We start from the raw sequence: 25,736 nt of genomic DNA, 5'->3' as shown, positions 1-25,736 counted from the left end.
CACATTTTCCCGTGCACCGACTTCCACGATCGCTTCCGTCCTTCAGGAGAGTGCATGTTTTATCCTATCGTCCGACCGGCGCTGTTTAAACTCGACCCCGAACGCGCACACGAACTCACCTTTCAGCAACTGCGTTTTATGAATGGCACCCCACTGGAGATGTTTTATCGCCAGAATCTGCCGTCGCGTCCGGTCACCTGTATGGGACTGACCTTTAAGAATGCCCTTGGCCTGGCTGCGGGTCTGGATAAGAACGCAGAGTGCATTGATGCGTTTGCGGCGATGGGCTTTGGTTTTGTTGAAGTCGGCACCGTCACGCCGCGCGCTCAGTCAGGAAACGATAAGCCGCGCATGTTTCGTCTGGTGGAAGCGGGCGGAATTATCAATCGGATGGGATTTAATAATCTGGGTGTTGATCACCTGGTTGAGAACGTGAAGAAAGCGCGTTTTAACGGCGTGCTCGGGATCAATATCGGAAAAAATAAAGATACACCAGTCGAGCAGGGCAAAGATGATTATCTGATCTGCATGGAGAAGGTCTATGCCCACGCCGGTTATATTGCCATCAATATTTCTTCACCTAATACCCCCGGTTTGCGTTCGCTGCAATATGGTGAGGCGCTGGATGATCTGCTCTCTTCGATCAAACTGAAACAAAAAGAGCTGGAACAGCGTCATCTTAAATATGTTCCGCTGGCCGTAAAAATTGCGCCCGATCTCTCTGAAGAAGAGTTAATTCAGGTCGCAGATAGTTTAATTCGCCATCAAATTGATGGCGTCATTGCCAGTAATACTACGCTTGATCGTTCGCTGGTGAGCGGTCTTAAGCATGCTGAAGAAGTGGGTGGATTAAGTGGCCGGCCAGTGCAGTCTCGCAGCACGGCGGTTATCCAGCGCCTTTCTCAGGAACTGCAGGGGCGCCTGCCCATTATTGGCGTTGGCGGCATCGATTCTCTGACGGCAGCGCGTGAAAAAATCGCCGCAGGGGCAACACTGGTTCAGATTTATTCAGGCTTTATTTATCAGGGACCAGGATTAATTAAAGATATCGTCACGCATCTCTAAGACAATTCTCACAATGATTGGCCGGGGGGTTTATTTATCCCCTCGGCTCGTTTATATTTTGTCCTGTTACACGCTTTTTCAGCTTTTCCTTATGTTTCTTTTTTCGCTGAATTCTGCGTGATTTTTGGCGAGGTGGTAAATACAGGGCACACGATGAACATTAAACCCGATGATAACTGGCGTTGGTATTTTGACAGCAGCCACGACCGAATGATGCTCGACCTGGCAGACGGTATGCTTTTTCGTTCCCGTTATAATCGCAAAATGCTCACGCCGGATGCTTTTACTGAATCGGGTTTTTGTGTCGACGATGCGGCACTTTATTACACCTTTGAAGAAACCTGCCGTCATTGCAAACTCAGTGGCAGCCAGCGTGCTGAACTGGTGTTGAACGCGCTGATTGCTGCCCGCTTCCTCAAGCCCCTGATGCCGAAAAGCTGGCATTTCACCTCGTATGCCCCGTCGATGCAGCCCCGTCCTGGCGAAATGGTACAGGTGACGCTGGCCGAAGAGGGAACGCTGGCACGTCTGCTGGTGGTTGAGAGTGGTGATAATGCGGCGCTCTGCCTGCTGGCGCAGCCAGGATTAACGCTGGCCGGAAAAAACATGGTGCTCGGCGATGCCATCAAGGTGATGAACGATCGCCTGCAGCCCTGGCATCAGGACGTCGCGCCGCGTTACGCCCGCGCCGTCTGATCACGTCAGTTCAGCTCGATATCGCCTGCCGGAATACAGCTACAGCTTAGCAGTGTGCCGTCCTGACGCAGGGCACTCTGTTTCAGTGCCTTCACTTCACCTGAAACCAGATTAAGCTTGCAGCTGCCACACAGACCTGCCCGACAGGAGTAAGGAATGCGGAAGCCCTGCATCTCCAGCTGATCCAGTAACACCTGCTGATTATCTCCGGTAAACGTCTGACCCTGAAACGTGATGTTCACGACGTCAGGGGTCTGCTGCACGGGTTTCAACGTTTCGACCACTGCACCAGCACCATAGTGGCGCGGTGCATGACGTTTCAGGACAACCATTTCATCCCCGGTTCTCACCACGCCACTGTTACGCGCCACCAGGTTAAGACCGAAATCGATATCACCACTGCCATCCTGGGCGGTGCGGAAAGTCTGCAGCGTCGCCAGCGGATGACCGGTGGGATGCTTAATGCCGGTCTCAGTGCTGACCGTGGTGAGCACGCAGCGACTGCATGGCTTAGGCACCTCAAATACCACGTCGCCAATCTGAATCTCCGCCCAGCTATCTTCATCCCATGCTGGAGCACCACTGACGACCAGATTCGGACGAAACTGTTCGGCCCGGACGCTGGCCGGGCAGCGCTGTTGCAGATCATGCAGCGACGCGTTGTTGATCAGCAAAAATGGAAAGCCATCGGCGAAGCTCAGCGGAACATGATCAAACTTTTTGACGCGGCGGCTGGGTTGCGGCCCGACCCAGCGCAGCTGAACGTCACGCGGGAAGAACTGGCTCAGCCATTGATTAATCGCAAGCGGCGCTATACGCGCGGTAAAATGATTGCCCCAGACTTCAGTAGGGTGATCCTGCTCATCGAAATCGCTGAAGCGGATCAGTGACTGACTGCCATCCGGGGCCGCCAGCAGCAGGCCATCCGGCAGAATAGCAGGCGTGAAGCGCACCATCTCCGGGTATTGCCGGGCGGTAATAAAGGTGCCATCAGGTTCGGTCACCATGAACAGACGATCAAACGCCAGTCCGCTGTCAGTGACCAGCGCGTGTGACAAAGCTAATCCCCGCATCGACTTCACAGGATGAATAAATAAGCGGGAAAGCGTGAACATGGTGTTCTCCTTGAACCCGACGCGCGACACAAAAGAAGCTAACTTTATGACATAGGTCTCCGATTCGCTATAATGCGCGACAATTTTCTCAAGAGTTAAAAAGTGACGATATGAATTCTCTGTTTGCCAGCACGGCGCGTGGGCTCGAAGAGCTGTTAAAAAGTGAGCTGGACGCGCTGGGCGCGCAGGATTTACAAGTGGTGCAGGGAGGCGTTCACTACCAGGCCGACGATCGCGCCATGTACCAAAGCCTGATGTGGAGTCGTTTAGCATCACGCATCCTGTTGCCGCTGGGAGAGTTTGGCGTCTACAGCGATCTTGATCTCTATCTGGGTGTGCAGAGCGTGGACTGGCCGTCGATGTTCGGCAGTGACAAAACCTTTGTCGTGCATTTCAGCGGTACCAACGATTCGATTCGTAATAGCCAGTTTGGCGCGCTGAAAGTGAAAGATGCCATCGTGGACAGCTTTACCCGTCAGAACCTCGAACGGCCAAATGTCGATCGCGAGCAGGCGGATATTCGTGTCAACGTCTGGTTGAATGACGATCGCGCCAGCATTGCGCTGGATCTCAGCGGCACCTCGCTGCATCAACGCGGTTATCGCCAGCAGACCGGTCAGGCACCGCTAAAAGAGACGCTGGCAGCGGCGATTGTGCTGCGTTCAGGCTGGGAGCCGACCACGCCGCTGATCGACCCGATGTGTGGTTCCGGTACGCTGCTGATTGAAGCTGCGCTGATCGCCTGCGATCGTGCTCCGGGTCTGCTGCGTAAACACTGGGGCTTCACCGCATGGAACCAGTTTAATGCTGCGCTGTGGCAGGATGTGAAAGCCGAGGCGCAGGACCGTGCCCGTGCCGGCACGGCCGCCACCCAGGCGCGCTTCTTTGGCTATGACAACAACGGTCGGGTGCTGGAGTGGGCACAGGCGAATGCCCGTCGTGCGGGCGTCTTCGAACTCTTTACCTTTGCTCAGCAGGATCTGCTGAAGCTGACGAATCCGGTCGATCCGGCGGTTCACGGCACGGTGCTGAGCAATCCTCCTTACGGTGAACGTCTGGAGAGCGAACCAGCGCTGATTGCGCTGCACAGCCAGCTTGGACGTCTGATGAAGCAGCATTTTGGCGGCTGGAACCTGTCGCTGTTCAGCGCCTCTCCAGAGCTGCTGAGCTGCCTGCAACTGCGTGCCGATCGCCAGTTCAAAGCGAAGAACGGTCCGCTGGATTGCGTGCAAAAAAACTATCAGCTGGCGGTTAACAGCCATGAAAGCGCCGGACAGATCGCGGAAGATTACGCGAACCGTTTGCGTAAAAACGTGAAGAAACTGGAGAAGTGGGCAAGACAGGAAGGCATTGAATGCTACCGCATTTATGACGCTGATCTGCCAGACTACAACGTCGCTGTCGATCGCTATGGCGACTGGGTGATTATCCAGGAGTACGCGCCACCGAAAACTATCGATCCGAATAAAGCGCGTCAGCGTCTGTTCGATGTGATTAGTGCGACCCTGAGCGTACTGGAACTGCCTGCCGACCGTCTGATTATGAAAACGCGCGAGCGCCAGAAAGGCAAAGCGCAGTATCAGAAGCTCAGCGAGAAGGGCGACTATTTCGAAGTTAAAGAGTTTAATGCGCATTTTTGGGTAAATCTGACCGACTATCTCGATACCGGCCTGTTCCTGGATCACCGCATTGCCCGTAAAATGCTTGGCCAGATGAGTCAGGGCAAAGATTTCCTGAACCTGTTTGCTTATACCGGCACCGCCAGTGTGCATGCCGGTCTGGGTGGGGCGCGTTCAACCACCACGGTAGATATGTCGCGTACCTATCTGGAGTGGGCGGAGCGTAACCTGCGTCTTAACGGACTGACCGGGCGTCAGCACCGTCTGATGCAGGCGGACTGCCTGAGCTGGCTGAATGAGAGTGACGAGAACTTTGACCTGATCTTTATCGATCCGCCAACCTTCTCCAACTCAAAACGTATGGAAGAGAGCTTTGACGTTCAGCGCGATCATATGATGCTGATGCGTAACCTGAAGCGCCTGCTGCGTCGCGGCGGCACCATCATGTTCTCCAATAACAAACGCGGTTTCAAAATGGACATGGATGGCCTGAAAGCACTGGGCCTGCAGGCGCAGGATATTACCCAGAAAACGCAGTCGCAGGACTTCGCGCGTAACCGTCAAATTCACAACTGCTGGCTGATCACTCACGCCGGTAAGGAATAAGATTACATGTCATTAATCAGTATCCACGGCGCTTATCTCTCTTTCAGCGATGCGCCGCTGTTAGACAATACCGAACTGCACATCGAAGAGAACGAACGCGTCTGTCTGGTGGGCCGTAACGGTGCAGGTAAATCCACGTTGATGAAAATCATCAATGGCGAACAGCCGCTGGATGATGGCCGCATTATCTATGAAACCGATCTGGTCGTGGCGCGTCTGCAACAGGATCCACCACGCAATATCACCGGTTCGGTTTATGACTTCGTGGCCGAGGGCGTTGAAGAGCAGGCAGAACATCTGAAAGCCTATCACGCTATTTCCCATGTGGTGATGGACGATCCCAGCGATAAAAACCTCAATGAGATGGCGCGTCTGCAGACCATTCTCGACCATCAGAACCTGTGGCAGCTGGAAAGCCGCATCCATGATGTGCTGGAGCAGATTGGTCTGCAGCCCGATACCGAGCTGTCGTCACTCTCTGGCGGCTGGCTGCGTAAAGCGGCGCTGGGCCGTGCGCTGGTGAGTAATCCGCGCGTCCTGATGCTGGATGAGCCAACCAACCACCTTGATATCGAAACGATCGACTGGCTGGAAACGTTCCTGAAGAACTTCACTGGCAGCATCATCTTTATTTCCCATGACCGTTCGTTTATCCGCAACATGGCGACGCGCATTGTCGATCTTGATCGGGGCAAGCTGGTCTCCTGGCCGGGCAACTACGATCTCTATCTGGAAGGCAAAGAAGAAGCGTTGCGCGTTGAAGAGATGCAGAATGCTGAATTCGACCGCAAGCTGGCGCAGGAAGAAGTGTGGATCCGTCAGGGCATTAAAGCCCGTCGTACCCGTAACGAAGGCCGTGTGCGAGCACTGAAAGCGCTGCGTCGCGAACATTCAGAGCGTCGCGAAGTGATGGGCAAAGCCAACATGCAGGTGGGCGAAGCCTCCCGTTCCGGCAAGATTGTGTTTGAGCTGGAAAATGTCGACTACGCGGTCGATGGCAAAGTGCTGGTGAAAGATTTTTCTACCCAGGTTCAGCGTGGCGACAAAATTGCGCTGATCGGGCCGAACGGCTGCGGTAAAACCACCTTACTGCGGCTGATGCTGCAGCAGCTTAAAGCCGATCATGGCCGCGTGCATTCCGGCACCAAGCTGGAAGTGGCCTACTTTGACCAGCATCGCGCTGAACTTGATCCGGATCGCACCGTGATGGACAATCTTGCCGAAGGCAAGCAGGAAGTGCTGGTTAACGGCAAACCGCGCCACGTGCTGGGCTATCTGCAGGACTTCCTGTTCCATCCAAAACGTGCGATGACGCCGGTGCGTGCCCTTTCCGGTGGTGAACGTAACCGCCTGCTGCTGGCACGCCTGTTCCTGCGTCCCAGCAACCTGATGATTCTGGATGAACCAACCAACGACCTCGACGTCGAAACGCTTGAACTGCTGGAAGAGCTGATTGATGGTTATCAGGGCACCGTCTTACTGGTGAGCCACGATCGTCAGTTCGTCGACAATACCGTCACTGAGTGCTGGATTTTTGAAGGTAACGGCGAGATCGGTACTTTTGTGGGGGGTTATCACGATGCTCAGCAGCAACGCGCCGCCTACCGGCAGCACAGAGCTGCCGCCCCCGCCAAAGTGACCGGTAACACCGCTAAGCCAGTTGCAGAGAAGGGTGATGCGAAGCGTAACGTAAATAAGCTCAGCTACAATCTGGCGCGTGAGCTGGAACAACTGCCGCAAAAACTGGAGCAGCTTGAAGCACGCATCGGTGAGCTGCAGGCGAAGATGAGTCACCCGGACTTCTTCAGTCAGGCACACGATCAGACGCAACCGGTGCTGGATAATCTGGCGCAGGCTGAGCAGGAGCTGGAAACGGCTTTTGCGCGCTGGGAAGAGCTTGAGTCACTGAAAAACGGCGCGTAGGGCAGGGCTAACGGATGTGTTCAGCAGTGAAAAGTAACGCGTGGATGCTTTGTCCACAATGCGATTTAATGATTAAGCTGCCGGACATTCCTGTGGGCAGCCGTGCGTCATGCCCGCGCTGCCACACCTCCCTGACGGCCAACTGGCACGAACCGCGTAAACGGCCGACCGGCTATGCGCTGGCAGCACTGTTTATGCTGCTGCTGGCGAATCTGTTTCCTTTTGTCTCAATGAAGGTTGCGGGGCTGACAAGCCAGATTACGCTGGCGCAGATCCCTCAGGTCATGGTGACAGAAGATTACAGCAGTCTGGCGACGCTGTTCCTGCTGTTTGTGCAGGCGGTGCCAGCCTTCTGCATGATTACCATTATCCTGCTGGTCAATCCGGTTCCTTTACCCACCCTCCTCAAAGTCGTTCTTGCACGCATCCTGTTTCAGCTGCGTAACTGGGGCATGGCAGAAATTTTTATGGCTGGCGTGCTGGTCAGCTTCGTCAAGCTGATGGCCTATGGCGAGATCGGCCTTGAGACCAGCTTCTGGCCGTGGGTGCTGTTCTGCCTGCTGCAGTTGCGGGCCTTTCAGTGCGTTGACCGGCGTAGCTTGTGGGACAGTTTGTCACCCCGACCCGCGATGCCCCATCCGCCCGAAGTGGGTATCAGTGGTTTAGAGCAGGGCCTGCGATCCTGTCCCTGCTGTACCGCTATTCTTCCTGAAGCTGAGCATACCTGTCCGCGCTGCGGCGTCACGGCGCAGGCACGGCGTAAGCACAGCCTGCAGTGGACGCTGGCGCTGTTGTTCACCTCAATACTGCTTTATATCCCGGCCAACCTGTTGCCGATCATGGTAACAGAAACCCTCGGTACAGCTTATCCCTCCAATATTATGGCGGGGGTGATTGTACTGTGGGCGGATGGTTCTTATCCGGTGGCACTGGTGATTTTTATCGCCAGCATAATGGTGCCGACATTGAAAATGCTGGCGATTGGCTGGCTCTGCTGGGATGCCAGTGGACGCGGAAAGCGTGACAGCCACAGGATGCACAAACTTTATGAAGTGGTCGAATTTGTTGGCCGCTGGTCAATGATCGATGTGTTTGTGATTGCCGTGCTCTCTGCGCTGGTGCGCATGGGGCAATTGATGAATGTTTATCCCGCGTGGGGGGCAGTACTGTTTGCGATGGTGGTGATTATCACCATGATCGCTGCCATGGCCTTCGACCCGCGATTAACCTGGGATCGTGTACGCGAAAACAATATGAAGGAGTCGCGCCTTGACGGAAACTAACCACGGCCATGCAAAGGTGGAACAGATTAAGCGCTGGTCGCCGGTCTGGATTGTCCCCATCGTTACGCTGTTAATTGGCGGATGGATCCTCTTCTATCACTTCAGCCATCAGGGGCCGGAAGTTACCCTCATCACCGAAAACGCCGAAGGCATTGTTGCGGGTAAAACCACAATTAAAAGCCGCAGTGTGGATGTCGGTGTGGTGGAAAGCGCGGTATTAAGCGACGATCTTCACCATGTGGAAATCAAAGCGCGCCTCAATTCAGGCATGGAAAAACTGCTGCACAGCGACAGCGTTTTCTGGGTTGTGAAACCGCAGATTGGTCGTGAAGGGGTCAGTGGTCTTGGGACGCTGTTGTCAGGTGCCTATATCGAATTGCAGCCTGGCACTAAAAAACAGCCACCCGAGCAGTTTCAGCTGCTGGATGCTCCGCCATTAGCGCCGCCCGATGCCAAAGGTATTCGCATCGTGCTGGACAGCAAGAAAGCGGGTCAGCTTAATCCAGGTGATCCGGTGCTGTTCCGTGGCTATCGCGTCGGTACAGTCGAGACCAGTGTGTTTGATACTGACAAACGTATGATGACCTATCAGCTATTTGTCGCTGCGCCTTACGATCGCCTGGTGACCACTAACGTGCGCTTCTGGAAGGACAGCGGTATCGCTGTGGATATGTCCGCCTCTGGCATGCGGGTGGAGATGGGTTCGCTGACCACGCTGTTCAGTGGCGGCGTCAGTTTTGACGTACCCGATGGCTGGGATCTGGGTCAGCCTGCGCAGAACAAGTCTGATTATCATCTGTTTGACGATCAGCGCAGTATTCAGGATTCACTCTATACCAACCATATCGATTACCTGATGTTCTTCTCAGACTCGATTCGTGGTCTGCAGGCGGGCGCGCCGGTTGAGTTCCGTGGCATTCGTCTGGGAACCGTATCAGAAGCACCATTGATGAAAGCCGGTCTGGTTCAGGCACTGAATAATGATTACCGCGTGCCGGTGCTGATTCGCATTGAGCCGGATCGCTTTACCAGCCGACTGGGTGAGAAATTCGACCTTGAGCAGCATCTTCAGGATGGTAAAAAGCGTGGCCTGCGTGCAACGCTGAAAACCGGTAGCCTGTTGTCGGGGGCGCTCTATGTCGATCTCGACTTCTATGACAATGCGCCGACATACAAAGGCCCGCAGAAAGTCGCTGGCTATGAAGTTATCCCAACGGTCAGCGGTGGCCTGAGTCAGATTCAGCAGAAGCTGATGGCGGCGCTGGATAAGATCAACAGTCTGCCATTGAATGGTATGGTCAATGAAGCGACAGGTACGCTGAAAGAGAGCCAGAAAACGATGCGTGATCTGCAGCGCACTATCGACAACATCAATAAAGTCACCGGCAGTCCGGCTATGAAAACTCTGCCGGACGACTTGCAGCAGACATTGCGCGAGCTGAATCGCAGTATGAAAGGCCTGCAGCCAGGTTCGCCAGCCTACACCAAAGTGGTAGGTGATATGCAGCGACTGGATCAGGTGCTGCGTGAACTCCAGCCGGTGCTGAGAACGCTGAACAACAAAAGTAATGCGCTGGTATTTGAGGTGAAACCGGGACAGGATCCCCAGCCGAAGAGGGCGAAACAGTGAAAAAAGGATTGATACTTAGTGCCGCGCTGGTCTTGAGTGCGTGCAGCAGCAGCGTTGACAATACCTGGTATCAGCTGCCCTCAGGGGCGGCTTCCATGCAGGTCAGCAGCGGCCAGCTGAATGAAGCGCAACCGATGTTGTGGGTGCAGCAGGTGACGGTTCCGGACTATCTGGCAGGCAATGGGCTGGTTTACCAGACCAGCGATGTCAAATATGTCATCGCCGCGAATAATCTCTGGGCCAGCCCGCTGGACCAGCAGCTGCAGCAGACGCTGATTACCAATCTGAGCAAGGCGCTGCCAGGTCGGCTGGTGGCAGGATCGCCTTTAGGCGCGCAGCATGACACGCTGAACGTGACCGTCACAGGCTTCCAGGGACGCTATGATGGCAAAGCGGTCGTTAGTGGTGAATGGACACTGGAACATCAGGGCCGGCTGACCAAACAGGCGTTTAACCTGGTACTGCCGCAGACCGAAGATGGCTACGATGCGATGGTCAGAACGCTGTCGGCGGGCTGGCAGCAGACAGCGCAGAAGATTGCCAATAGTGTGGTTGCGTTAAATTAAGATTGATGTGAATAAATAAGCTAAGCCCCTGACTGAATGTTGTGTTTTTCCGACATGGGTCAGGGGCTTTTTTATTAGCTTAATCAGAAAGATAGTGTTGTTGCATGCATCACAAAACGTCGTGTTTTTTACCGATTAAGGTCACATTTATGACACTGGCATGAAGATTGGGCATTGATCTTTGGGTAAGCAGGAGGTAGAACATAAGGGTGGTTGAACATTAATTCACCACTTTTCTTTCCACCAGATTCCACAGACCTTACATGAGGGACACGGAGTATGAAGAGACAGAAACGAGACCGCCTCGAACGCGCCCATTCACGTGGTTATCAGGCAGGTATTACTGGACGCTCAAAAGAGATGTGTCCGTATCAGTTGATTGACGCTAAGTCTCACTGGTTGGGAGGTTGGCGACAAGCCATGGAGGACAGGTCGGTAGCTGCATAGCCGGATGTCACTCAAAAGGGAATATAACCTCCGCCATGCGCGGAGGTTTTTGTTTCCGGGGGGAAACGCTTAGAAAACGGCAGTATCTTTAAACAGACCGACTTTCAAATCGCTGGCGGTATAGATCAGATTACCGTCAACCAGCACTTCACCATCTGCTACGCCCATCACCAGCTTACGGTTGATCACGCGTTTGAAGTGAATGCGGTAAGTGACTTTCTTCGCTTCTGGCAGGACCTGACCGGTGAATTTCACTTCACCCACGCCCAGCGCACGGCCTTTACCTTCGCCGCCCAGCCAGCCCAGATAGAAACCGACGAGCTGCCACATGGCATCCAGGCCCAGACAGCCAGGCATCACTGGATCGCCAATAAAGTGGCAACCGAAGAACCAGAGATCGGGATTGATATCCAGCTCCGCTTCAACAAAGCCTTTGTCATATTTGCCGCCGTCTTCGGTCATTTTGACCACGCGGTCCATCATCAGCATGTTGCCAGATGGAAGCGGCGGACCATTTTCGCCAAACAGTTCACCACGACCTGACAGAATCAGATCTTCTTTGGTATAGGATTCGCGTTTATCTACCATGTTTTCAATAAGCCTTGTTTTAGTGAATCACGAATATTAGCGAACAGTTGTACGCTGAGCAAATCGGATTAACGGTGGTTGAACCAGTTAAGCCAGCGCAGCGCCCAGGGACGTTGCGGACCGTCCGGCTGGTTGAACAGGCTAATGCGTTCCTGGATGATATTCAGCAGGCAATCGCCCAGACCATCCTCGGTACTCCAGATTTTTCCAGTCAGCAGCGGCAGCGCTTCCTCGGCCTGATCAATGGCCCAGATGTGGAAGCGACCTTGCTCAACCGCAGTGACAACAGCCTGGTTCAGACTGAGATGACGCACATTACAGGCAGGAATAATCACACCCTGCTGGCCTGTCAATTCACGCTGATGACAGATATCAAAGAATCCTTCGATCTTCTCATTCAGTCCGCCTACCGGTTGTACGTTGCCGAACTGATCGACCGAGCCGGTCACCGCAATCTGCTGATTGATAGGCTGATTAGCCAGTGCGCTGATTAAGGCACAAAGTTCAGCCAGTGAAGCGCTGTCACCATCAACCTCGGAATATGATTGCTCAAACACCATTGAGGCCGAGAAGGGCAGTTGCTGATCAAGTTCCAGCTCGGCAGTCAGGTAAGCCTGCATAATCATCATGCCTTTGGCATGGATATTACCGCCCAGCTCTGCTTTACGCTCAATGTCCATGAACTCACCATCGCCGGGATGGACCACGCAGCTAATGCGCGAAGGATCACCCCAGACGCGGGGATGGCCAGGGTATTCCACCACCGAGAGACCATTAATCTGACCAACCACTTCACCTTCGGTTTCAATCAGAATCTGTCGCAGCAGAATCTCGTCACGCATCCGCTCATTGAGATAATTCTCGCGCCACAGTCGGGCTTCCAGTGCATCACGTAGCGCTTCAGCATTTAGTTCATCGCCCATCAGAGCTGATTCGCGCATCTGACGCTGCAGCCAGCGAGGACAGAGTGGCAGGGTATCCTGATCGCCGCTGTAGCGGACACCTTCTTTAATCAGCTCCGGCCAGAAGTCCTCTTCCGGGAGAGGCAGACCTGCCTGTTGCGCCAGTTCAGCATTCCAGCGACACCAGGCGAGCATGTCATCTTCATCAAGAATCTGAATGTTCTCTTCAAATTCAGTATAGATGGCCATTTCGTGAGCTTCAGGGTCGAACTCCTGAAAATCTGCCAGCGCTTCCCGGTCGCCACACAGGACCAGGTTAATGCTGAGTGGCAGCGGAGGAATAGAGACAGGCAGAGGCCGGCGTTCATCCTGAGATGTCCAGTCAACATAGCCTTGCTCAATACACTTTTTCAGGCGTAACCAGAGAATCGGCTGTGTCATCAGGCTACGCAGAGACAGTATCAGCGTGCCGCCATTAGCGCGATGGATCAGGCCCGGCTCGAGATGGATGCGATCCTTATACTGGCGCACACAGCCAAATAACTGCTCCATCTCAGTCCATTCAGTAAAGTGAATACCGCCCTGACTGGTAAACGGGCGTTGAGGATCGGAGGGGGGCTGCAGCGTGACATTGTCAGCCATGATATGGTAATCACCGCCGAACAGAGTGGTACTGTCTGTCATGACCCGTTGAGCGGCCTGGGCAATGAATGTCAGATAGTCGCGATTCTCCTGGCTACGAACCAGCAGTAACGGGAAACCTTGCGTCTGGTGGTGTAAATGCGCCAGTGCATTCAGCAACCGGGGCTGTACCGTTGCCAGAGCATCAGTTTCTTCATCAGCAATTCGGGAGAAAACGGATTGGTATTGCGCGCTATCCGGCTGTAAGGTCTGCCACGTAAGTTGGGTGCTGGTCAAAATAATCGCATTTGTCTGTATTAAGAAAAGCGAGATTATACAGGATTCACCCTTGTTAAGCACTGCCGACTTCCTGTGGGAGATGTGACGATGACAGCATGTTTTTCGTTGCTGCATCCGGGAAAAAAGCTGTTATTCTTAGTTCGTTACGTGATCACGATGAGATTCCGATGAAATATCAGCAACTCGAAAATCTTGAATGTGGATGGAAGTGGAAATACCTGGTGAAAAAACATCGGGAAGGTGAACTGATCACGCGTCACCTTGAATTAAGCGCGGCGCAGGCGGCAGTCGATAAGCTGCTGGCGATGGAAAATAATCCGGTAACGGTAAATGAATGGATTGCAGAGCATATTCATTCTGATCTGGATAACCGACTAAAGCAGACTATCCGTGCCCGGCGGAAACGCCATTTCAATGCTGAACATCAGCATACCCGGAAAAAATCTATCGACCTGGAATATCTGGTCTGGCAGCGACTGGCAGGTTTGGCACAGCGGCGCGGCTGCACGCTCTCTGAAACGATTGTTCAGCTGATAGAAGATGCAGAACGCAAAGAAAAATATGCCACGCAGATGTCGAGTCTGAAGCAGGATTTGCAGGCCATTCTGGGTAAGTCGGGTTCAGAAAGCGAATAAAAAGGCAGAGTAATAGTCTACATACTTAAGTCCGGTTTTATTACCGGCATAAAAAAACCCCGCCTTAGCGGGGTTTTTTATCACGTGTAAACTTAAGCCTGTGGCTGAGTTACAACGTCTTTGATGCCTTTAACATCGATTTCTACGCGACGGTCCGGAGACAGGCAGTCGATCAGGGCGTTACGGCCTTTCACGCTGTCACAGGTGTTGCCGGTAACTGGGTTAGATTTACCCATACCACGTGCAGAGATCTTGTTAGAAGGGATACCTTTAGAAACCAGGTAATCTACGACTGACTGAGCACGTTTCTCAGACAGTTTCTGGTTGTACTGCTCTGAACCGATGCGGTCGGTGAAGCCCAGTACGACAACGGAACCATCTTTAGGATCCATTGAGCTCAGCTGGCTGTACAGCTGATCCAGAGCCTGCTGGCCTTCTGGCTTCAGGGTAGATTTGTTAAAGGTGAACAGAACGTCAGACTTCAGAGTGAAACGCTTGGTTTCAACAACTGGCGCTGGTGCTGGAGCCGGAGCTGGAGCTGGAGCAGCGACATCATCCTGACCGAAGCGGTATGAAACGCCTACGCTCAGCATGCCGTTGTCTGGACGAGTACCAACGGTCTGTGCATCACCGATGTTGTTAACCCACTGGTAATCCAGACGGGTAGCCCAGTTTTTGGTCAGCGCATATTCAACACCAACTGCAGCCAGCGGAGAAACGCCGGTGTCGTGGTCGCTGATGCGGCCAGTAGTTGGGTTAGTCTGCGTTGCATCTGCACGCCATACCATACCGCCCAGACGAGTATACACGTCCAGGTCGTCATAGATTGGGTAGCTCAGTTTAGCAGCCAGCTGAACGCCCTGTGCTTTGAATGCGCCGTTAGTCACATTGCCTTTATTAGGCATGCGGCCCAGCCAGTCATAGCCCATCTCGAAGCCCAGGTATGGGTTTGCCTGATAACCAACGAACGCACCTGCGCCCAGCTGGCTTTCATGAGTTGGACCGTCATTGTTCTCGTAACCGTTACCGTAGTAACCAGTGTCGTGATACTGAGACCAGCCCAGTTTAGCACCGGTATACCAGGTGTTATCTTTCGGAGCGGCCTGCGCTACGGTAGCGAAGCCAGCCAGTGCCACTGCAATTGCGATAGCTGTCTTTTTCATTTTGCGCCTCGTTATCATCCAAATAGGCAATGAGCAAAAAGGTTGCTCTTGGTTTAAATCCTTCGCCGGGTCAAAACGCTCGCTTATGACTCTACCGCAAAAAACGGAGGTTATTGAGCACCCTGGCGAGCTAAAGTCTACAACGAGATTGGAAACTTACAAGTATGATATGAGGCGCTTCTGTAAAGAAACAGCGATTTATACATAATTTCTAACAATTAGAGTGGCCGTAATGTTGTGGCAATAAGGCCTAAAAACCTGCTAAACCATTGTCACAGCTCGAACTAACAGAATCAGTGGTTTAGCGGCAACAGATAAGAAAAATAGCTTGGGAAACTTCTGATTTTTACTTAATGAAACAAATCCGACTGAATTTTTATCGCACTTTGCGGTCTGAGAGGCGCTTCCGATGTCCCGCTTGCCCGCAAAATCAAACCCAACGCTTCTCCCTCAGCTGCCGCATTTTCGAGTTGACGTCTTTCATCTTCATCTAATTCGTACGGAATCCACGCCAGAACCACACTGTAATTTCCTGTACGCAACGCCTTGACCATCGCTTCAACAGCGTTCAGACGTTCAGAATCGGCGATATGCATACTTTTATCCAGTGGTAATCCCGATTCCTGCAGCCAGGCGCGATTCAGTTTATGCGCTGGGGTTAACCACAATTGCCAGCGAGACTGCTGACTAAGCTGCTGCAATAACGGCAACAGCATCATCTGCATCATACCGGGCTGCTCGCTGTAACGTAACTCAGTAATTCCACCGCCCTGAGAGGCCGGAACGGAAGAGGACGCGTAATGATGAGCATAGCGTGCATTATTAGGATGTTGTGTTCGCATAAGTTAATCACCAGCAGTGGACTGTATGAATATACAGTACTGTCATCCTGGATAAAGATCAACCCAAATTTCTGAAAACGTCTCGCAAAAACGCGACAAGATTAGTGGAAGCACTATTTATTCATTGAACCCACAGACACTTTTTTCTATCTTCTAATTACCTGATACCCAAGGTAATTTACGAGATATTTCTTACATGGAGGTGGTGCAATGAAAAAGGTGAATCCGGTCGTAGAGCGCTCAAGAGCGCACCTGGCCCCGTTGGGAACCATAGAGTCCCGCACCCAGTTTGGGGGATATGCGCTGGCTGTTGAAAGTGTGGTTTTTGCCTTAATAAATAAAGATGAACTCTACCTGCGCGCCAGTGAACCTTTGCGGGAATACATTACCGAACGTCCACTACAACCCCTGATTTTTCGCAAGAGAGGCAAACTGGTGAGCCTCAACTATTATCGGGTCGATGAGGCATTATGGTGCGATTCTGATCATCTGCTGGCGCTCTCAGCCGCCTCTTTAGAAACGGCGCAACTGGAGTTACAGGACAGACAATCCTCTCCGCGGTTGAAAGATCTGCCAAATCTCAGCGTACGAATGGAGATGATGCTGTACGAGGCTGGCGTCATGAGCGTCAATCATCTCTTTCAAATGGGGGCTAAACAGTGCTGGCTGAAGCTGAAAGCAATCAACCAGCACGTGGGGTTTCAGACATTACTTGCGCTGCAGGGAGCGATTACGGGCCATCATGCCGCCGCGCTACCGCTGGCTACCCGGGCTGAGCTGAATGCGTGGTTCCAGCGCACGCTTTTATCTAACCCAGACCCGAGAGGCGGCGAGGGTTAATCAGTAATGAGCGTGCGGCGCAGGCGAGCCACATCCGGCATTAAGGCTACCAGCAGACCAAGTTGCTGGAGCACCAGCGGCGCACGCGTATCCGCATCAGCTGCCAGCTGGCTGATACGCTGGGCCAGCAGCTGGCGCATTGTCTCTACATGTTCATCGCTGACTACGTCAGTCTGGAGCACATCCTCAACGTAGCAAACCGTATCATCCAGCAAGGCCAGCAGTTCCGGCGCGGTAATTTTATCGCGGTGCGCACCCAGCGCAGAAATGTAACTCAGGAAAGAGTGGTTAGAGCAAAGTAGTTGAAAAGCCGACTCACGTAGCTGCTGGCTGGTACGACTTTCACTGCTCATATTTGAAACCACCGAAGCCAGCTCAGCATCTGCATTGTGCGCATCACGGCGGGCAATACGATAGGCGAGCCTGTTGTCCTTGCCCTGATGATATTGCTCCATGATCGCATCCAGATAGCGGCAGTTCGCTTTCAGGGTGCGTTCTGCCACCGCAGGTAACTGACGAAAGCGCCAGTCAGGCCAGATGAACGCGACAGCCAGCCAGGCCAGACCACAGCCGAGTAAGGTATCGACTACCCGCGGTAAGGCGACTTCAAAGCCTTCCCCTAACAGGTTAAAGCAGAGCAGCACCAGCAGGGTGATAAATAACGTGGCCTGCGCATACTGTACCTGCCTGAAAGCGAAGAACAGCACGCCAGTAATCACAATCAGGATTAACTGACCTTCTATGGAGGGCACCAGCCATAACACCGGCAGACCAATCGCTATCCCTGCCAGCGTTCCGCCGATGCGCAAGGCCAGTCGTCGTTGCGTTGCGTTGTAGTTAGGCTGGCAGACAAACAGGCTTGTCAGCAGAATCCAGTATCCCCGCTGCAGCCCGGTGAGCTGAATGAAACCATAGCCCACACAGAGCACCACCGACATGCGGACCGCATGCCTGAACAGTGCCGAAGACGGAGAGAGATGACGACTGAAGCGCAACCGGATATCACTCCAGCCACTTAATCCTTCGCGTGACAGTAGATTATCACTGTGCTGAGGATCTTCACCGGCCAGCGTCTGTTCGGATTCGATAGAGGCGAGCTGAGCGTCAATGGCACGCAGATTACGCAGCAGCCAGAATAGCGCACGGGTATGCGTCGCCTCAGGTTCATGCTGATCCAGACGTTCTATCGCTTTCTGTAATCGTTCGAATGCGCGCTCAAAGCGGCTGTCATGGACCCATCTTTCACGCATCAGAATGCAGTGTGCCAGCTGACGACAGGCCTGCGCCTGCATATTCAACAGGCGCTGAAAGCGAAACAGAATTTCGTTATAGCGCCAGTCGCCGCGCAGCAGATGATATTGCAAATGGGAAGAGCTGGCCCGTTCGTGAATATCCTGCGCCACAAAGTAGTAGTGCAGGCTGCGACGGGTACCGCGTGACCCCCGATCGCCACGCAGTCGACTTTGCAGTGTGGTCTTGGTCAGGTTGAGCTGCGCCACTAACTGGCTGTTGACCATCGCCGCATCGATAAACGCGGCGTCATCCTGCTCGCCTGCATCCGGATCGAAGAGATTCGCTTTGGCATCAAGGTAACGCGCCAGCTGTGAAAAACTGCCAGCCAGCTGTTCCTGCACTGGCCGGACCGGAAACATCAGATGACCCAGCAGTGTCAGCAGGTTGTACCACAGTGCGCCGACCAGCAGCAGCATCGGCTGCATGTACCACTGGCTAAACAGCCCGATGCCCAGCATGGTGTAGACCGCAATCAGCAGCGCACCAAAGGCGATGGTAGCGTAGCGCTGGCCAAGGGCACCCAGCAGAATAAATCCCCAGGTAGAGATCGCCAGCCCGATAATAAAGGCGAACGGATAAGGAAACAGTAACTCCACGGAAACCGAGGCGATACAAAAGCAAAGCAGAGTAATCAGCAGATTCTTCAGACGACCGGCCAGGCGATCATCAAGATCGGCCAGCGCAGCCGCGACTACCCCCAGCGTTAAGGGAATGGTCCACTCAATCTGATGCAGCCACCAGGGGATGGCAGCGCAGCCACTCAGCGCAAACAAAATCCGCAGCAGGTAACGCCACGTACTATTAAACAGATATTTTCGCCAGCCTGGCACTGCATCCGACATCATATTAATAGCGGCGGGCATTAGCTTCGCGCGCGGCACGCGCCTCTTCCACTGACACCACCCGGCGTCCAACCGGCCAGAGTGCAATCGCAGCGATCTTAAAATTCGCAACCCCTACCGGAATACCGATGATGCTGATGCACTGCACGATACCCACGGAGATATGGGAAAGGCAGAGCCACCAGCCAAAGAAAATCAGCCAGAAGATGTTCAGAAAGGTTCCGCCGGTATTCAGAATATGGCTCTTACTTTCAGGACGAAGCACATCAACATGCACTGCCTCGTTGCCAAACGGCAGCAGCGAGAGTTTAGTAATTTCCCAGCAGGAGCGCGTCAGCGGCAGGGTAAAAATCAGCACGACGCTGATTAATGTGGCAAACAGCCAGCTCAGGGTGGTGAAAAAGCCGCCCAGAACAAAATTCAGAATATTTAAAACGGTGCGCATAATCTTCTTTTCCTTTTGCATTCCGCAAGATGTGACACCAAGTTTAGCCTGTTTTAAGGCTGGAGCGCCAAGGGTCTGACAGGTAAACTCCCCATAATCCTGTTATCTGACGTTGGTGTCGGCGTGGAACTGAAAGCAACCTCGATGGGCAAACGGCTTGCCCAGCATCCTTATAATCGTGTCCGCCTGATGGCGGCGGGCGTCGAAGTCAGTGGCGATAAGCATGAATATCTGATCCCTTTCAACCAGCTACTGGATATTGCCTGCAAACGCGGGCTTGTCTGGGGTGAGCTGGAATTTTTGCTGGACGATGAAAAAGTGGTCCGGCTGCACGGAACGGAATGGCAGGAGACGCAGCGTTTTCACCACTATCTGATGCAGGCCTGGCAGAACTGGAGTCTTGAGATGAGCACGGTCTGCCGCGATGTGCTCCAGTCGCTACGTGATGAAATTGAGGCGTTTGGCGCACAGGATCGCTGGCTCAACCGCCACGAGTTACAGGCGCTGAAAACAAAAATTCTCAAACAGTTCGATGCGTTGCCGATGCCGCTCATCCGCTTAAAAGATTTTCCTGACTGTCGCGAAAACCGGGCGTTTTGTCAGCGCTGGCTGGATCAGGGTGAAGTAGCCTTGCGGCAGCGAAACCGCGACTGGACTGCCGCTATGTTGACCCGCTATCAGGCGTTCTTCGCCAGCGTTGAGAGCACGCCGCTCAATCAGTCACAGTGTGAGGCGGTGGTCAATGGCGAGGATTCTCTGCTGGTTCTGGCCGGAGCAGGCAGTGGTAAAACCTCTGTGCTGGTGGCCCGTGCAGGCTGGTTAATGCAGCGCAAGCTGGCCAGCGCCGATCAAATCCTGTTGCTGGCATTTGGCCGCCAGGCTGCCGAAGAGATGAACGATCGTATCCAGTCACGCCTCTCCACCGGTGATATTCAGGCACGGACCTTCCATTCTCTGGCGCTGCATATTATCCGCGAAGGCAGTAACAAGCAGCCGGTTATCAGCAAACTGGAGAGCGATGCTGATGCGCGTCGCACTTTACTGATCCAGACGTGGCGGCAGCAATGCCATGAGAAAAAGGCGATGGCAAATGGCTGGCGTCAGTGGCTGCGTGACGAACTGGAGTGGGAGCTACCGGAAGGACCATTCTGGGAGGACGACAGGCTGGCAAATCGGCTGGCGTCACGACTGGAGCGCTGGATCGGCCTGATGCGCATGCACGGCGGCGCGCAGGCGGCCATGATCGCGGATGTGCCAGAAGAGAGGCGGGATCTCTTCAGTAAACGCATTAAATTGATGGCACCGTTACTGAAAGCCTGGAAGAGCGCGATGAAAGAGGAGGGCGCGGTCGACTTTTCGGGTCTGATTCACCAGGCCATCGCCATTCTGGAAAAAGGGCGCTTTATCAGCCCGTGGAAACACATACTGGTAGATGAGTTCCAGGATATCTCGCCTCAGCGTGCCGCGTTGCTCAGTGCACTACGGCAGCAGAATAAGCGCACCGCGCTGTTTGCCGTGGGCGATGACTGGCAGGCTATCTATCGCTTCAGCGGTGCAGAGATGACGCTGACTACTGCATTTCATCACTATTTTGGTGAGGGTGACCGTTGCGTGCTCGACACCACCTATCGCTTTAACGATCGCATCGGCGATATTGCCAACCGGTTTATCCAGCAGAATCCGCAGCAGCTGGCAAAACCACTGAACAGCGTCACTAAAGGTAATAAAAAGTCGATTGCGTTGCTGGCGGAGGATCAGCTGGAAGGCCTGCTGAATAAACTCAGCGGTTACGCGAAACCGGATGAGCGAATTCTGCTGCTGGCGCGCTATCACTTTCTGCGACCGGATTTACTGGATAAAGCCCGAACCCGCTGGCCGAAGCTCAACCTGGAATTTATGACGATCCATGCCAGCAAAGGTCAGCAGGCAGATTATGTCATTTTGCTGGGATTGCAGCAGGGGAAAGAGGGCTTCCCGGCCGACGTCCGCGAGTCGATTATTGAACAGGGCCTGTTACCGCAACCGGAAGCGTTCCCGGATGCAGAAGAGCGCCGTCTGGCTTATGTGGCGCTGACGCGCGCGCGCCAGCAGGTCTTTCTGATGTTTGATAAGGCATCGCCATCACCGTTTGTCGATCACTTCCGCCAAATGGGTGTGCCGGTGCTGCGTAAAGCCTGAGTTACTTCAGACGATCGGCCAGATAGCGCTGATAGTCGGGGATCATAATCTCCACGCTTTGTGCAAAAAGGGGCGACTGAATAATAAAATCCGCTGTGGAGCGGTTCGTGGCGACCGGGATATTCCAGACGGTCGCCAGACGCAGTAGCGCTTTGACATCCGGATCGTGTGGCACGGCGTTAAGCGGATCCCAGAAAAAAATCAGTGCATCAATTTTCCCTTCCGAAATTAGCGCACCGACCTGCTGATCGCCGCCCATCGGGCCACTCAGCATGGCTGTCACATTCAGACCCGTATCGCGATTAATCAGATTCCCGGTGGTCCCGGTTGCGTAGAGGATATGAGATTCCAGCGCGGGCTGGTTCTGTTTCACCCAGTCAAGCAGGGCGGCTTTGCAATGGTCATGGGCGACCAGCGCGATATGCTTTATTGTGCCAAGGGTACGAACAGTCTGTTCCATAAAGGCGTCCTGATAAGGCTCGTGCGCAAAAGAGATAGCACGAGTTTACCTCTGGCCTTTCGATTCTATCAACTCGTACGTAGCATTTTGACCAGGGTCAGAAATTGCTGGCGCGTGGCTTCATCGAAGCGGTGAAACCAGCGATGCAGCGAGGGCAGTTCGGCTTGGCTGGTCCAGTCAAGATCGGCGGTCAGTTGCACGGAAGAGGGGGGTGCAGAAGCCAGATTTGCAAACCGGGGCACAGAGGCGACCTGACGAGTGCGGTTATAATTCAGCATCGCTTTTTCCATATCTGCGGTTTGGGTGGCTGGCAGGTGGTCGCGCACGCTGGTTATCTCCGTGCCTTTTTCATCCACCAGCTGAAAGTTCAGGCTGCGATCAAAATGATAACGCTCGCGTTTTGTCTCCAGCGCAGGTAACCGGATGGTGATGGTTTTAGTGACTGCCGTGAAGGTGACAATCATCGGCAGCGACTGATAAGAGATGACTTTCTCCTTCAGACCGCTGTGCTGCTGCTCTACCCGAAACAGAAACTGATGCTGGCCACGGTCCAGCTCTAAGCTGTCGGCTCCTTTGAGGAGCGAGCCTGAAATTTTTCGACCATCCAGCACCAGCAGATCGATCTGTGGATCGAGCTTCAATGTGATGGCAGAACAGGACGCCGAAACGAGGAGAGTCAATAACCCCGTTACAGCCAGCGACAACTTCATTTCTACTCCGGTAACTGATGACACAAAGGATGATGTGTAGCAAATTCTTACATTATGGCAGCTTATTTACATTTAAACACATTTATTCGTGCGCGGGCTCAATTAATTGCAATCAGGACTCATCCGCTAAAGTGCGCACCAATCTACACTCAACACTGGCCTGAAAGGAGGTAAACATGAACGACCAGACAATTCGTGACGTGCTGACGCGAACTCAACGTATCGCCTTAGTCGGGGCAAGTGATCGGCCCGAACGGCCGAGTTACGGTGTAATGAAGTATCTGCTTGATCAGGGCTATGAAGTCATCCCGGTTAGCCCAAAACTGGCCGGTAAAACGCTGCTGGGACAACAGGGTTATGCCAGCCTGGCGGATGTACCGGGTGAGATTGATATGGTGGATGTCTTCCGCAATTCTGAAGCGGCATGGGGCGTGGCACAGGAAGCAATCGCCGTGGGGGCAAAAACACTCTGGCTGCAACTGGGTGTGATTAATGAGCAGGCGGCGGTGCTGGCTCAGGATGCGGGAATGACGGTGATTATGGATCGCTGCCCGAAGATTGAAATTCCGCGTCTTGGGATAACGCGGTAAAAAATTAGCGTGGCGGCAGAGCGTGCCGCCACAGATTAATGTCGCAGATGCGGCGCCTGTAATTGCTGGCGTACTGATGCCGCCAGTTCATCCATTGAAGGCTGCTCAGGGTGTTCAATGCTGGTTTCACCGGAAAGCTGGATCTCTGCGACATAGGTGTGAACCTGATCGCCTTCCTCATCTTCCATCACCACATGATACCAGGGCGCGGTACGCATTTTCTCTTCCGCACCAACATCTTCAATTGCAGGCTCATCTAACGAGTATTCAGGATCGACATCGACGATCACGCCCAGTACGCCGGACAGACGATGACGAACCTGCTGACCAATACCAAATTTACTGGCAATCATTTTACTGACAATCATAATGACCTCCGAAAAAAAGCTCTTCTGTCAATATGGGGGCAGGAGCCGTTTTTTCAAGTCACATCACGCGGCAGGCGAAACCTTTCAGGTAGAGACCTTCCGGATAGCTGGCGATGACTGGATGATCGGCTGCCTGACGGAACTGCTCAATAAACTGCACTTCGCGGCCCGCATCCAGCGCGGCATCGGCGATGATCTTCTGAAACAGATCGGTGGCCATCAGACCTGAGCAGGAGTAAGTCATTAAAACGCCACCCGGATTCAATAATTGAATAGCGAGCATATTAATGTCTTTATAGCCACGACAGGCACCCATCAACTGGCTTTTGTTTTCGACGAATTTCGGCGGATCCATGATGATCAGATCAAATTTCTCACCACTGTCACGATAACGGCGCAGCAGTTTGAAAACATCATCACGCTCAAAGCGCGCACGGGAGAGATCCAGCTCATTCAGTTCAACGTTCTGACGGGCAACGTCCAGCGCTTCCTGTGAGGTATCGACGCTGATCACTTCTTTACAGCCGCCCATCAGTGCAGAAACTGCGAACCCGCCGGTATAAGAGAAGCAGTTAAGGACGCGTGCATCCTGAGCGTAGCGACGCGTAGCGAGACGGCTGTCACGCTGATCAAGGTAATAGCCGGTTTTGTGGCCGCCCTGAATATCAACCAGTAACTTCATGCCATGTTCTGTAATTGGCAATAGCGGCGGTGGCAGTTCACCGGTGACGATGCCTTGTGTCAGCTCCAGGCCTTCTTTTTTACGAACGGCGACGTCAGAACGGTCATAGATGGCGCAGCCGGGGAAACACTGTTGCAGGGCAGTGATAATCGCCGCGCGCTGATATTCCGCGCCAGCCGAGAGCAACTGCATCACTAAAAAGTTGCCAAAACGATCAATGGTGACGCCCGGCAAATTATCAGATTCACCGGCGATCAGGCGATAACTGTCCAGACTATCACGGGCCGCCAGCCATTTGCGCCACTGCTGTGCCTGTTCAAAACGGCGGACAAAGAAGGCGATATCGATGGATTCATCGGCCTGCCAGCTCCAGACACGGGCGCGAATCTGCGACTCAGGTGAATAAGCGGCGCGAGCCAGCCATTTACCGTTGCTGTCACAAACGTCAATGGTTTCACCCAGTTGCGCTTTACCTTCCAGCCGCGCAACGGCACCTGAAAAGACCCATGGATGACGACGGAGCAGGGACTTTTCACGTCCCTTTGCGAGAATCAATCTGACTGTCATAGTTTGCTATGCTTACCTGAAAAAATGAGGCGCCATTGTCCGGTGGATAACGGGAAATTGCAACGAACAGCAGCAGGAGAGAATAATGTCAGCAGCCTGTTTTAAAGCATGGGTTCATGGCCACGTCCAGGGCGTCGGGTTTCGTTACAGCACCCAGGCAGAAGCCAGGGCGCTTGGCGTGCAGGGTTACGCGAAAAATCTGGATGACGGCAGTGTCGAGGTGCTGGCCTGGGGAGAGGCTGAGCAGGTCGAGGCGCTAATCGCCTGGCTTAAAGCAGGCGGGCCACGCAGTGCGCGCGTTGATAAGGTGCTGGTGGAGCCGCACCAGCCCGCAGAAACGCCCCGTGATTTCAGAACGGGCTAATTACAGACATTTCGCCGGTTTAGGCAGACCGGCGATTTTCGTTGCCTGTTTAGCCGGCCCCTCAGGAAAAAGGCGGAACAGGTAGCGGCTGTTACCTTTCTCTTCCCCATACTTTTGCGCCATCGCCTTTACCAGCATCCGCACGGCGGGTGAGGTGTTAAATTCCAGATAAAATGCGCGCACAAAATGGACCACTTCCCAGTGTGCCTCAGTCAGGGTGAGGCCCTCCAGTCCGGCAATATGTGCCGCCAGCGCTTCACTCCAGTCGTCGATACTCTTCAGATAGCCTTCGGCATCGACGGCGATTTCGTTACCGTTAAAATTCACATGATGTCCCCTTTATAAATGACGGGCAGTTTAGCAAACATGGCGGGCAGTAAAAGCAAAAACCCCGCC

25 protein-coding genes are annotated in these 25,736 nt (G+C 53.5%); 13 read left to right on the top strand and 12 right to left on the bottom strand.

What is annotated here, in order from left to right:
• The first annotated feature begins 54 nt into the window (after positions 1-54).
• Positions 55-1,065 (top strand): quinone-dependent dihydroorotate dehydrogenase, encoded by a 1,011-nt coding sequence (gene pyrD, locus HZZ01_RS07650; protein ID WP_179896188.1) that lies wholly within the window; start codon positions 55-57, stop codon positions 1,063-1,065.
• A gap of 153 nt (positions 1,066-1,218) precedes the next feature.
• Entirely contained in the window at positions 1,219-1,761 is a 543-nt protein-coding gene (locus HZZ01_RS07645) for a cell division protein ZapC (RefSeq protein ID WP_179896187.1), read from the top strand.
• 5 nt (positions 1,762-1,766) lie between these two features.
• On the opposite strand, the gene HZZ01_RS07640 is transcribed toward HZZ01_RS07645, so the two are convergent.
• Complete coding sequence (locus HZZ01_RS07640; protein WP_179896185.1) at positions 1,767-2,876, bottom strand: YcbX family protein; 1,110 nt, start codon at positions 2,874-2,876, stop codon at positions 1,767-1,769.
• A gap of 110 nt (positions 2,877-2,986) precedes the next feature.
• Between HZZ01_RS07640 and rlmKL the strand changes: the two genes are divergently transcribed.
• From rlmKL to rmf, 6 genes are all read left to right on the top strand, one after another.
• Complete coding sequence (gene rlmKL / locus HZZ01_RS07635; RefSeq protein WP_179896184.1) at positions 2,987-5,101, top strand: bifunctional 23S rRNA (guanine(2069)-N(7))-methyltransferase RlmK/23S rRNA (guanine(2445)-N(2))-methyltransferase RlmL; 2,115 nt, start codon at positions 2,987-2,989, stop codon at positions 5,099-5,101.
• Positions 5,102-5,107: 6 nt separating this feature from the next.
• Positions 5,108-7,024: an ABC transporter ATP-binding protein gene (locus HZZ01_RS07630; RefSeq protein WP_179896182.1), complete on the top strand. Its 1,917-nt coding sequence runs from the start codon at positions 5,108-5,110 to the stop codon at positions 7,022-7,024.
• Between the two features lie 14 nt (positions 7,025-7,038).
• Complete coding sequence (pqiA, locus tag HZZ01_RS07625) at positions 7,039-8,307, top strand: membrane integrity-associated transporter subunit PqiA (RefSeq protein WP_179896180.1); 1,269 nt, start codon at positions 7,039-7,041, stop codon at positions 8,305-8,307.
• Positions 8,294-9,937 (top strand): intermembrane transport protein PqiB, encoded by a 1,644-nt coding sequence (gene pqiB, locus HZZ01_RS07620; RefSeq protein ID WP_179896178.1) that lies wholly within the window; start codon positions 8,294-8,296, stop codon positions 9,935-9,937. Before pqiA ends, pqiB begins: the two co-directional genes overlap by 14 nt.
• The gene (pqiC, locus tag HZZ01_RS07615; RefSeq protein WP_179896177.1) at positions 9,934-10,503 is read left to right on the top strand and encodes a membrane integrity-associated transporter subunit PqiC; all 570 of its coding nucleotides are present in this window, start codon (positions 9,934-9,936) and stop codon (positions 10,501-10,503) included. Before pqiB ends, pqiC begins: the two co-directional genes overlap by 4 nt.
• Before the next feature lie 279 nt (positions 10,504-10,782).
• The gene (gene rmf, locus HZZ01_RS07610; RefSeq protein WP_008925875.1) at positions 10,783-10,950 is read left to right on the top strand and encodes a ribosome modulation factor; all 168 of its coding nucleotides are present in this window, start codon (positions 10,783-10,785) and stop codon (positions 10,948-10,950) included.
• Between the two features lie 69 nt (positions 10,951-11,019).
• On the opposite strand, the gene fabA is transcribed toward rmf, so the two are convergent.
• Positions 11,020-11,538 (bottom strand): bifunctional 3-hydroxydecanoyl-ACP dehydratase/trans-2-decenoyl-ACP isomerase, encoded by a 519-nt coding sequence (gene fabA, locus HZZ01_RS07605; RefSeq protein WP_179896175.1) that lies wholly within the window; start codon positions 11,536-11,538, stop codon positions 11,020-11,022.
• Between the two features lie 68 nt (positions 11,539-11,606).
• Positions 11,607-13,475, bottom strand: a complete 1,869-nt coding sequence (locus HZZ01_RS07600) for a Lon protease family protein (RefSeq protein ID WP_179896173.1) — start codon at positions 13,473-13,475, stop codon at positions 11,607-11,609.
• A 53-nt stretch (positions 13,476-13,528) separates the two neighbouring features.
• On the opposite strand from HZZ01_RS07600, the gene matP reads away from it, so the two are divergent.
• Entirely contained in the window at positions 13,529-13,996 is a 468-nt protein-coding gene (matP, locus tag HZZ01_RS07595; protein WP_143813132.1) for a macrodomain Ter protein MatP, read from the top strand.
• Positions 13,997-14,088: 92 nt separating this feature from the next.
• Here matP and ompA read toward each other — a convergent pair whose 3' ends face one another.
• The gene (ompA, locus tag HZZ01_RS07590) at positions 14,089-15,159 is read right to left on the bottom strand and encodes a porin OmpA (protein WP_179896171.1); all 1,071 of its coding nucleotides are present in this window, start codon (positions 15,157-15,159) and stop codon (positions 14,089-14,091) included.
• A 350-nt stretch (positions 15,160-15,509) separates the two neighbouring features.
• On the bottom strand, positions 15,510-16,001 hold the full coding sequence (sulA, locus tag HZZ01_RS07585; protein WP_179896169.1) for an SOS-induced cell division inhibitor SulA: 492 nt from the start codon (positions 15,999-16,001) through the stop codon (positions 15,510-15,512).
• 210 nt (positions 16,002-16,211) lie between these two features.
• Here sulA and HZZ01_RS07580 point away from each other — a divergent pair, with 210 nt between their 5' ends.
• Positions 16,212-16,841 (top strand): TfoX/Sxy family DNA transformation protein, encoded by a 630-nt coding sequence (locus HZZ01_RS07580; protein ID WP_179896168.1) that lies wholly within the window; start codon positions 16,212-16,214, stop codon positions 16,839-16,841.
• Here the strand turns inward: HZZ01_RS07580 and yccS are convergent.
• Together yccS and HZZ01_RS07570 are read right to left on the bottom strand one after the other, a co-directional pair.
• Complete coding sequence (gene yccS / locus HZZ01_RS07575; RefSeq protein WP_179896166.1) at positions 16,838-18,997, bottom strand: YccS family putative transporter; 2,160 nt, start codon at positions 18,995-18,997, stop codon at positions 16,838-16,840. The two genes, HZZ01_RS07580 and yccS, sit on opposite strands and share 4 nt — an antisense overlap.
• The gene (locus HZZ01_RS07570; RefSeq protein ID WP_179896164.1) at positions 18,981-19,421 is read right to left on the bottom strand and encodes a YccF domain-containing protein; all 441 of its coding nucleotides are present in this window, start codon (positions 19,419-19,421) and stop codon (positions 18,981-18,983) included. Before HZZ01_RS07570 ends, yccS begins: the two co-directional genes overlap by 17 nt.
• Before the next feature lie 123 nt (positions 19,422-19,544).
• Here HZZ01_RS07570 and helD point away from each other — a divergent pair, with 123 nt between their 5' ends.
• On the top strand, positions 19,545-21,599 hold the full coding sequence (helD, locus tag HZZ01_RS07565; RefSeq protein WP_179896162.1) for a DNA helicase IV: 2,055 nt from the start codon (positions 19,545-19,547) through the stop codon (positions 21,597-21,599).
• A gap of 1 nt (position 21,600) precedes the next feature.
• On the opposite strand, the gene mgsA is transcribed toward helD, so the two are convergent.
• Positions 21,601-22,059, bottom strand: a complete 459-nt coding sequence (gene mgsA, locus HZZ01_RS07560; RefSeq protein WP_090962438.1) for a methylglyoxal synthase — start codon at positions 22,057-22,059, stop codon at positions 21,601-21,603.
• 68 nt (positions 22,060-22,127) lie between these two features.
• Positions 22,128-22,769: a DUF2057 family protein gene (locus HZZ01_RS07555; protein ID WP_179896161.1), complete on the bottom strand. Its 642-nt coding sequence runs from the start codon at positions 22,767-22,769 to the stop codon at positions 22,128-22,130.
• Between the two features lie 176 nt (positions 22,770-22,945).
• Between HZZ01_RS07555 and HZZ01_RS07550 the strand changes: the two genes are divergently transcribed.
• The gene (locus tag HZZ01_RS07550) at positions 22,946-23,359 is read left to right on the top strand and encodes a CoA-binding protein (protein ID WP_179896159.1); all 414 of its coding nucleotides are present in this window, start codon (positions 22,946-22,948) and stop codon (positions 23,357-23,359) included.
• 35 nt (positions 23,360-23,394) lie between these two features.
• Here the strand turns inward: HZZ01_RS07550 and hspQ are convergent, their stop codons facing one another.
• The gene (gene hspQ / locus HZZ01_RS07545; protein ID WP_179897122.1) at positions 23,395-23,712 is read right to left on the bottom strand and encodes a heat shock protein HspQ; all 318 of its coding nucleotides are present in this window, start codon (positions 23,710-23,712) and stop codon (positions 23,395-23,397) included.
• Between the two features lie 73 nt (positions 23,713-23,785).
• A complete protein-coding gene (gene rlmI, locus HZZ01_RS07540) occupies positions 23,786-24,976 on the bottom strand; it encodes a 23S rRNA (cytosine(1962)-C(5))-methyltransferase RlmI (protein WP_179896158.1) in 1,191 nt (396 codons plus the stop codon).
• Between the two features lie 85 nt (positions 24,977-25,061).
• On the opposite strand from rlmI, the gene yccX reads away from it, so the two are divergent.
• Complete coding sequence (yccX, locus tag HZZ01_RS07535; protein ID WP_179896156.1) at positions 25,062-25,340, top strand: acylphosphatase; 279 nt, start codon at positions 25,062-25,064, stop codon at positions 25,338-25,340.
• Here yccX and HZZ01_RS07530 read toward each other — a convergent pair whose 3' ends face one another.
• Positions 25,341-25,667, bottom strand: a complete 327-nt coding sequence (locus tag HZZ01_RS07530; protein ID WP_179896154.1) for a TusE/DsrC/DsvC family sulfur relay protein — start codon at positions 25,665-25,667, stop codon at positions 25,341-25,343.
• Between the last annotated feature and the right edge of the window lie 69 nt (positions 25,668-25,736).

It is taken from the genome of Pantoea sp. WMus005 (assembly GCF_013415305.1).
In the GTDB taxonomy this organism is placed as follows: Bacteria; Pseudomonadota; Gammaproteobacteria; order Enterobacterales; family Enterobacteriaceae; genus Pantoea; species Pantoea rara.
The sequence above is the reverse complement of the archived record's forward strand: the minus strand, read 5'-3'. Positions and strand labels throughout refer to the sequence as shown.

Bases quoted from the DNA above. Each gene is read 5' to 3' on its own strand.
- pyrD (WP_179896188.1), top strand. From the start codon at position 55: ATGTTTTATCCTATCGTCCGACCGGCGCTGTTTAAACTCGACCCCGAA.
- HZZ01_RS07645 (WP_179896187.1), top strand. From the start codon at position 1,219: ATGAACATTAAACCCGATGATAACTGGCGTTGGTATTTTGACAGCAGC.
- HZZ01_RS07640 (WP_179896185.1), bottom strand. From the start codon at position 2,876: ATGTTCACGCTTTCCCGCTTATTTATTCATCCTGTGAAGTCGATGCGG.
- rlmKL (WP_179896184.1), top strand. From the start codon at position 2,987: ATGAATTCTCTGTTTGCCAGCACGGCGCGTGGGCTCGAAGAGCTGTTA.
- HZZ01_RS07630 (WP_179896182.1), top strand. From the start codon at position 5,108: ATGTCATTAATCAGTATCCACGGCGCTTATCTCTCTTTCAGCGATGCG.
- pqiA (WP_179896180.1), top strand. From the start codon at position 7,039: ATGTGTTCAGCAGTGAAAAGTAACGCGTGGATGCTTTGTCCACAATGC.
- rmf (WP_008925875.1), top strand. From the start codon at position 10,783: ATGAAGAGACAGAAACGAGACCGCCTCGAACGCGCCCATTCACGTGGT.
- fabA (WP_179896175.1), bottom strand. From the start codon at position 11,538: ATGGTAGATAAACGCGAATCCTATACCAAAGAAGATCTGATTCTGTCA.
- HZZ01_RS07600 (WP_179896173.1), bottom strand. From the start codon at position 13,475: ATGCAGCAACGAAAAACATGCTGTCATCGTCACATCTCCCACAGGAAG.
- matP (WP_143813132.1), top strand. From the start codon at position 13,529: ATGAAATATCAGCAACTCGAAAATCTTGAATGTGGATGGAAGTGGAAA.
- ompA (WP_179896171.1), bottom strand. From the start codon at position 15,159: ATGAAAAAGACAGCTATCGCAATTGCAGTGGCACTGGCTGGCTTCGCT.
- sulA (WP_179896169.1), bottom strand. From the start codon at position 16,001: ATGCGAACACAACATCCTAATAATGCACGCTATGCTCATCATTACGCG.
- HZZ01_RS07580 (WP_179896168.1), top strand. From the start codon at position 16,212: ATGAAAAAGGTGAATCCGGTCGTAGAGCGCTCAAGAGCGCACCTGGCC.
- yccS (WP_179896166.1), bottom strand. From the start codon at position 18,997: ATGCCCGCCGCTATTAATATGATGTCGGATGCAGTGCCAGGCTGGCGA.
- HZZ01_RS07570 (WP_179896164.1), bottom strand. From the start codon at position 19,421: ATGCGCACCGTTTTAAATATTCTGAATTTTGTTCTGGGCGGCTTTTTC.
- mgsA (WP_090962438.1), bottom strand. From the start codon at position 22,059: ATGGAACAGACTGTTCGTACCCTTGGCACAATAAAGCATATCGCGCTG.
- HZZ01_RS07555 (WP_179896161.1), bottom strand. From the start codon at position 22,769: ATGAAGTTGTCGCTGGCTGTAACGGGGTTATTGACTCTCCTCGTTTCG.
- HZZ01_RS07550 (WP_179896159.1), top strand. From the start codon at position 22,946: ATGAACGACCAGACAATTCGTGACGTGCTGACGCGAACTCAACGTATC.
- hspQ (WP_179897122.1), bottom strand. From the start codon at position 23,712: ATGATTGCCAGTAAATTTGGTATTGGTCAGCAGGTTCGTCATCGTCTG.
- rlmI (WP_179896158.1), bottom strand. From the start codon at position 24,976: ATGACAGTCAGATTGATTCTCGCAAAGGGACGTGAAAAGTCCCTGCTC.
- yccX (WP_179896156.1), top strand. From the start codon at position 25,062: ATGTCAGCAGCCTGTTTTAAAGCATGGGTTCATGGCCACGTCCAGGGC.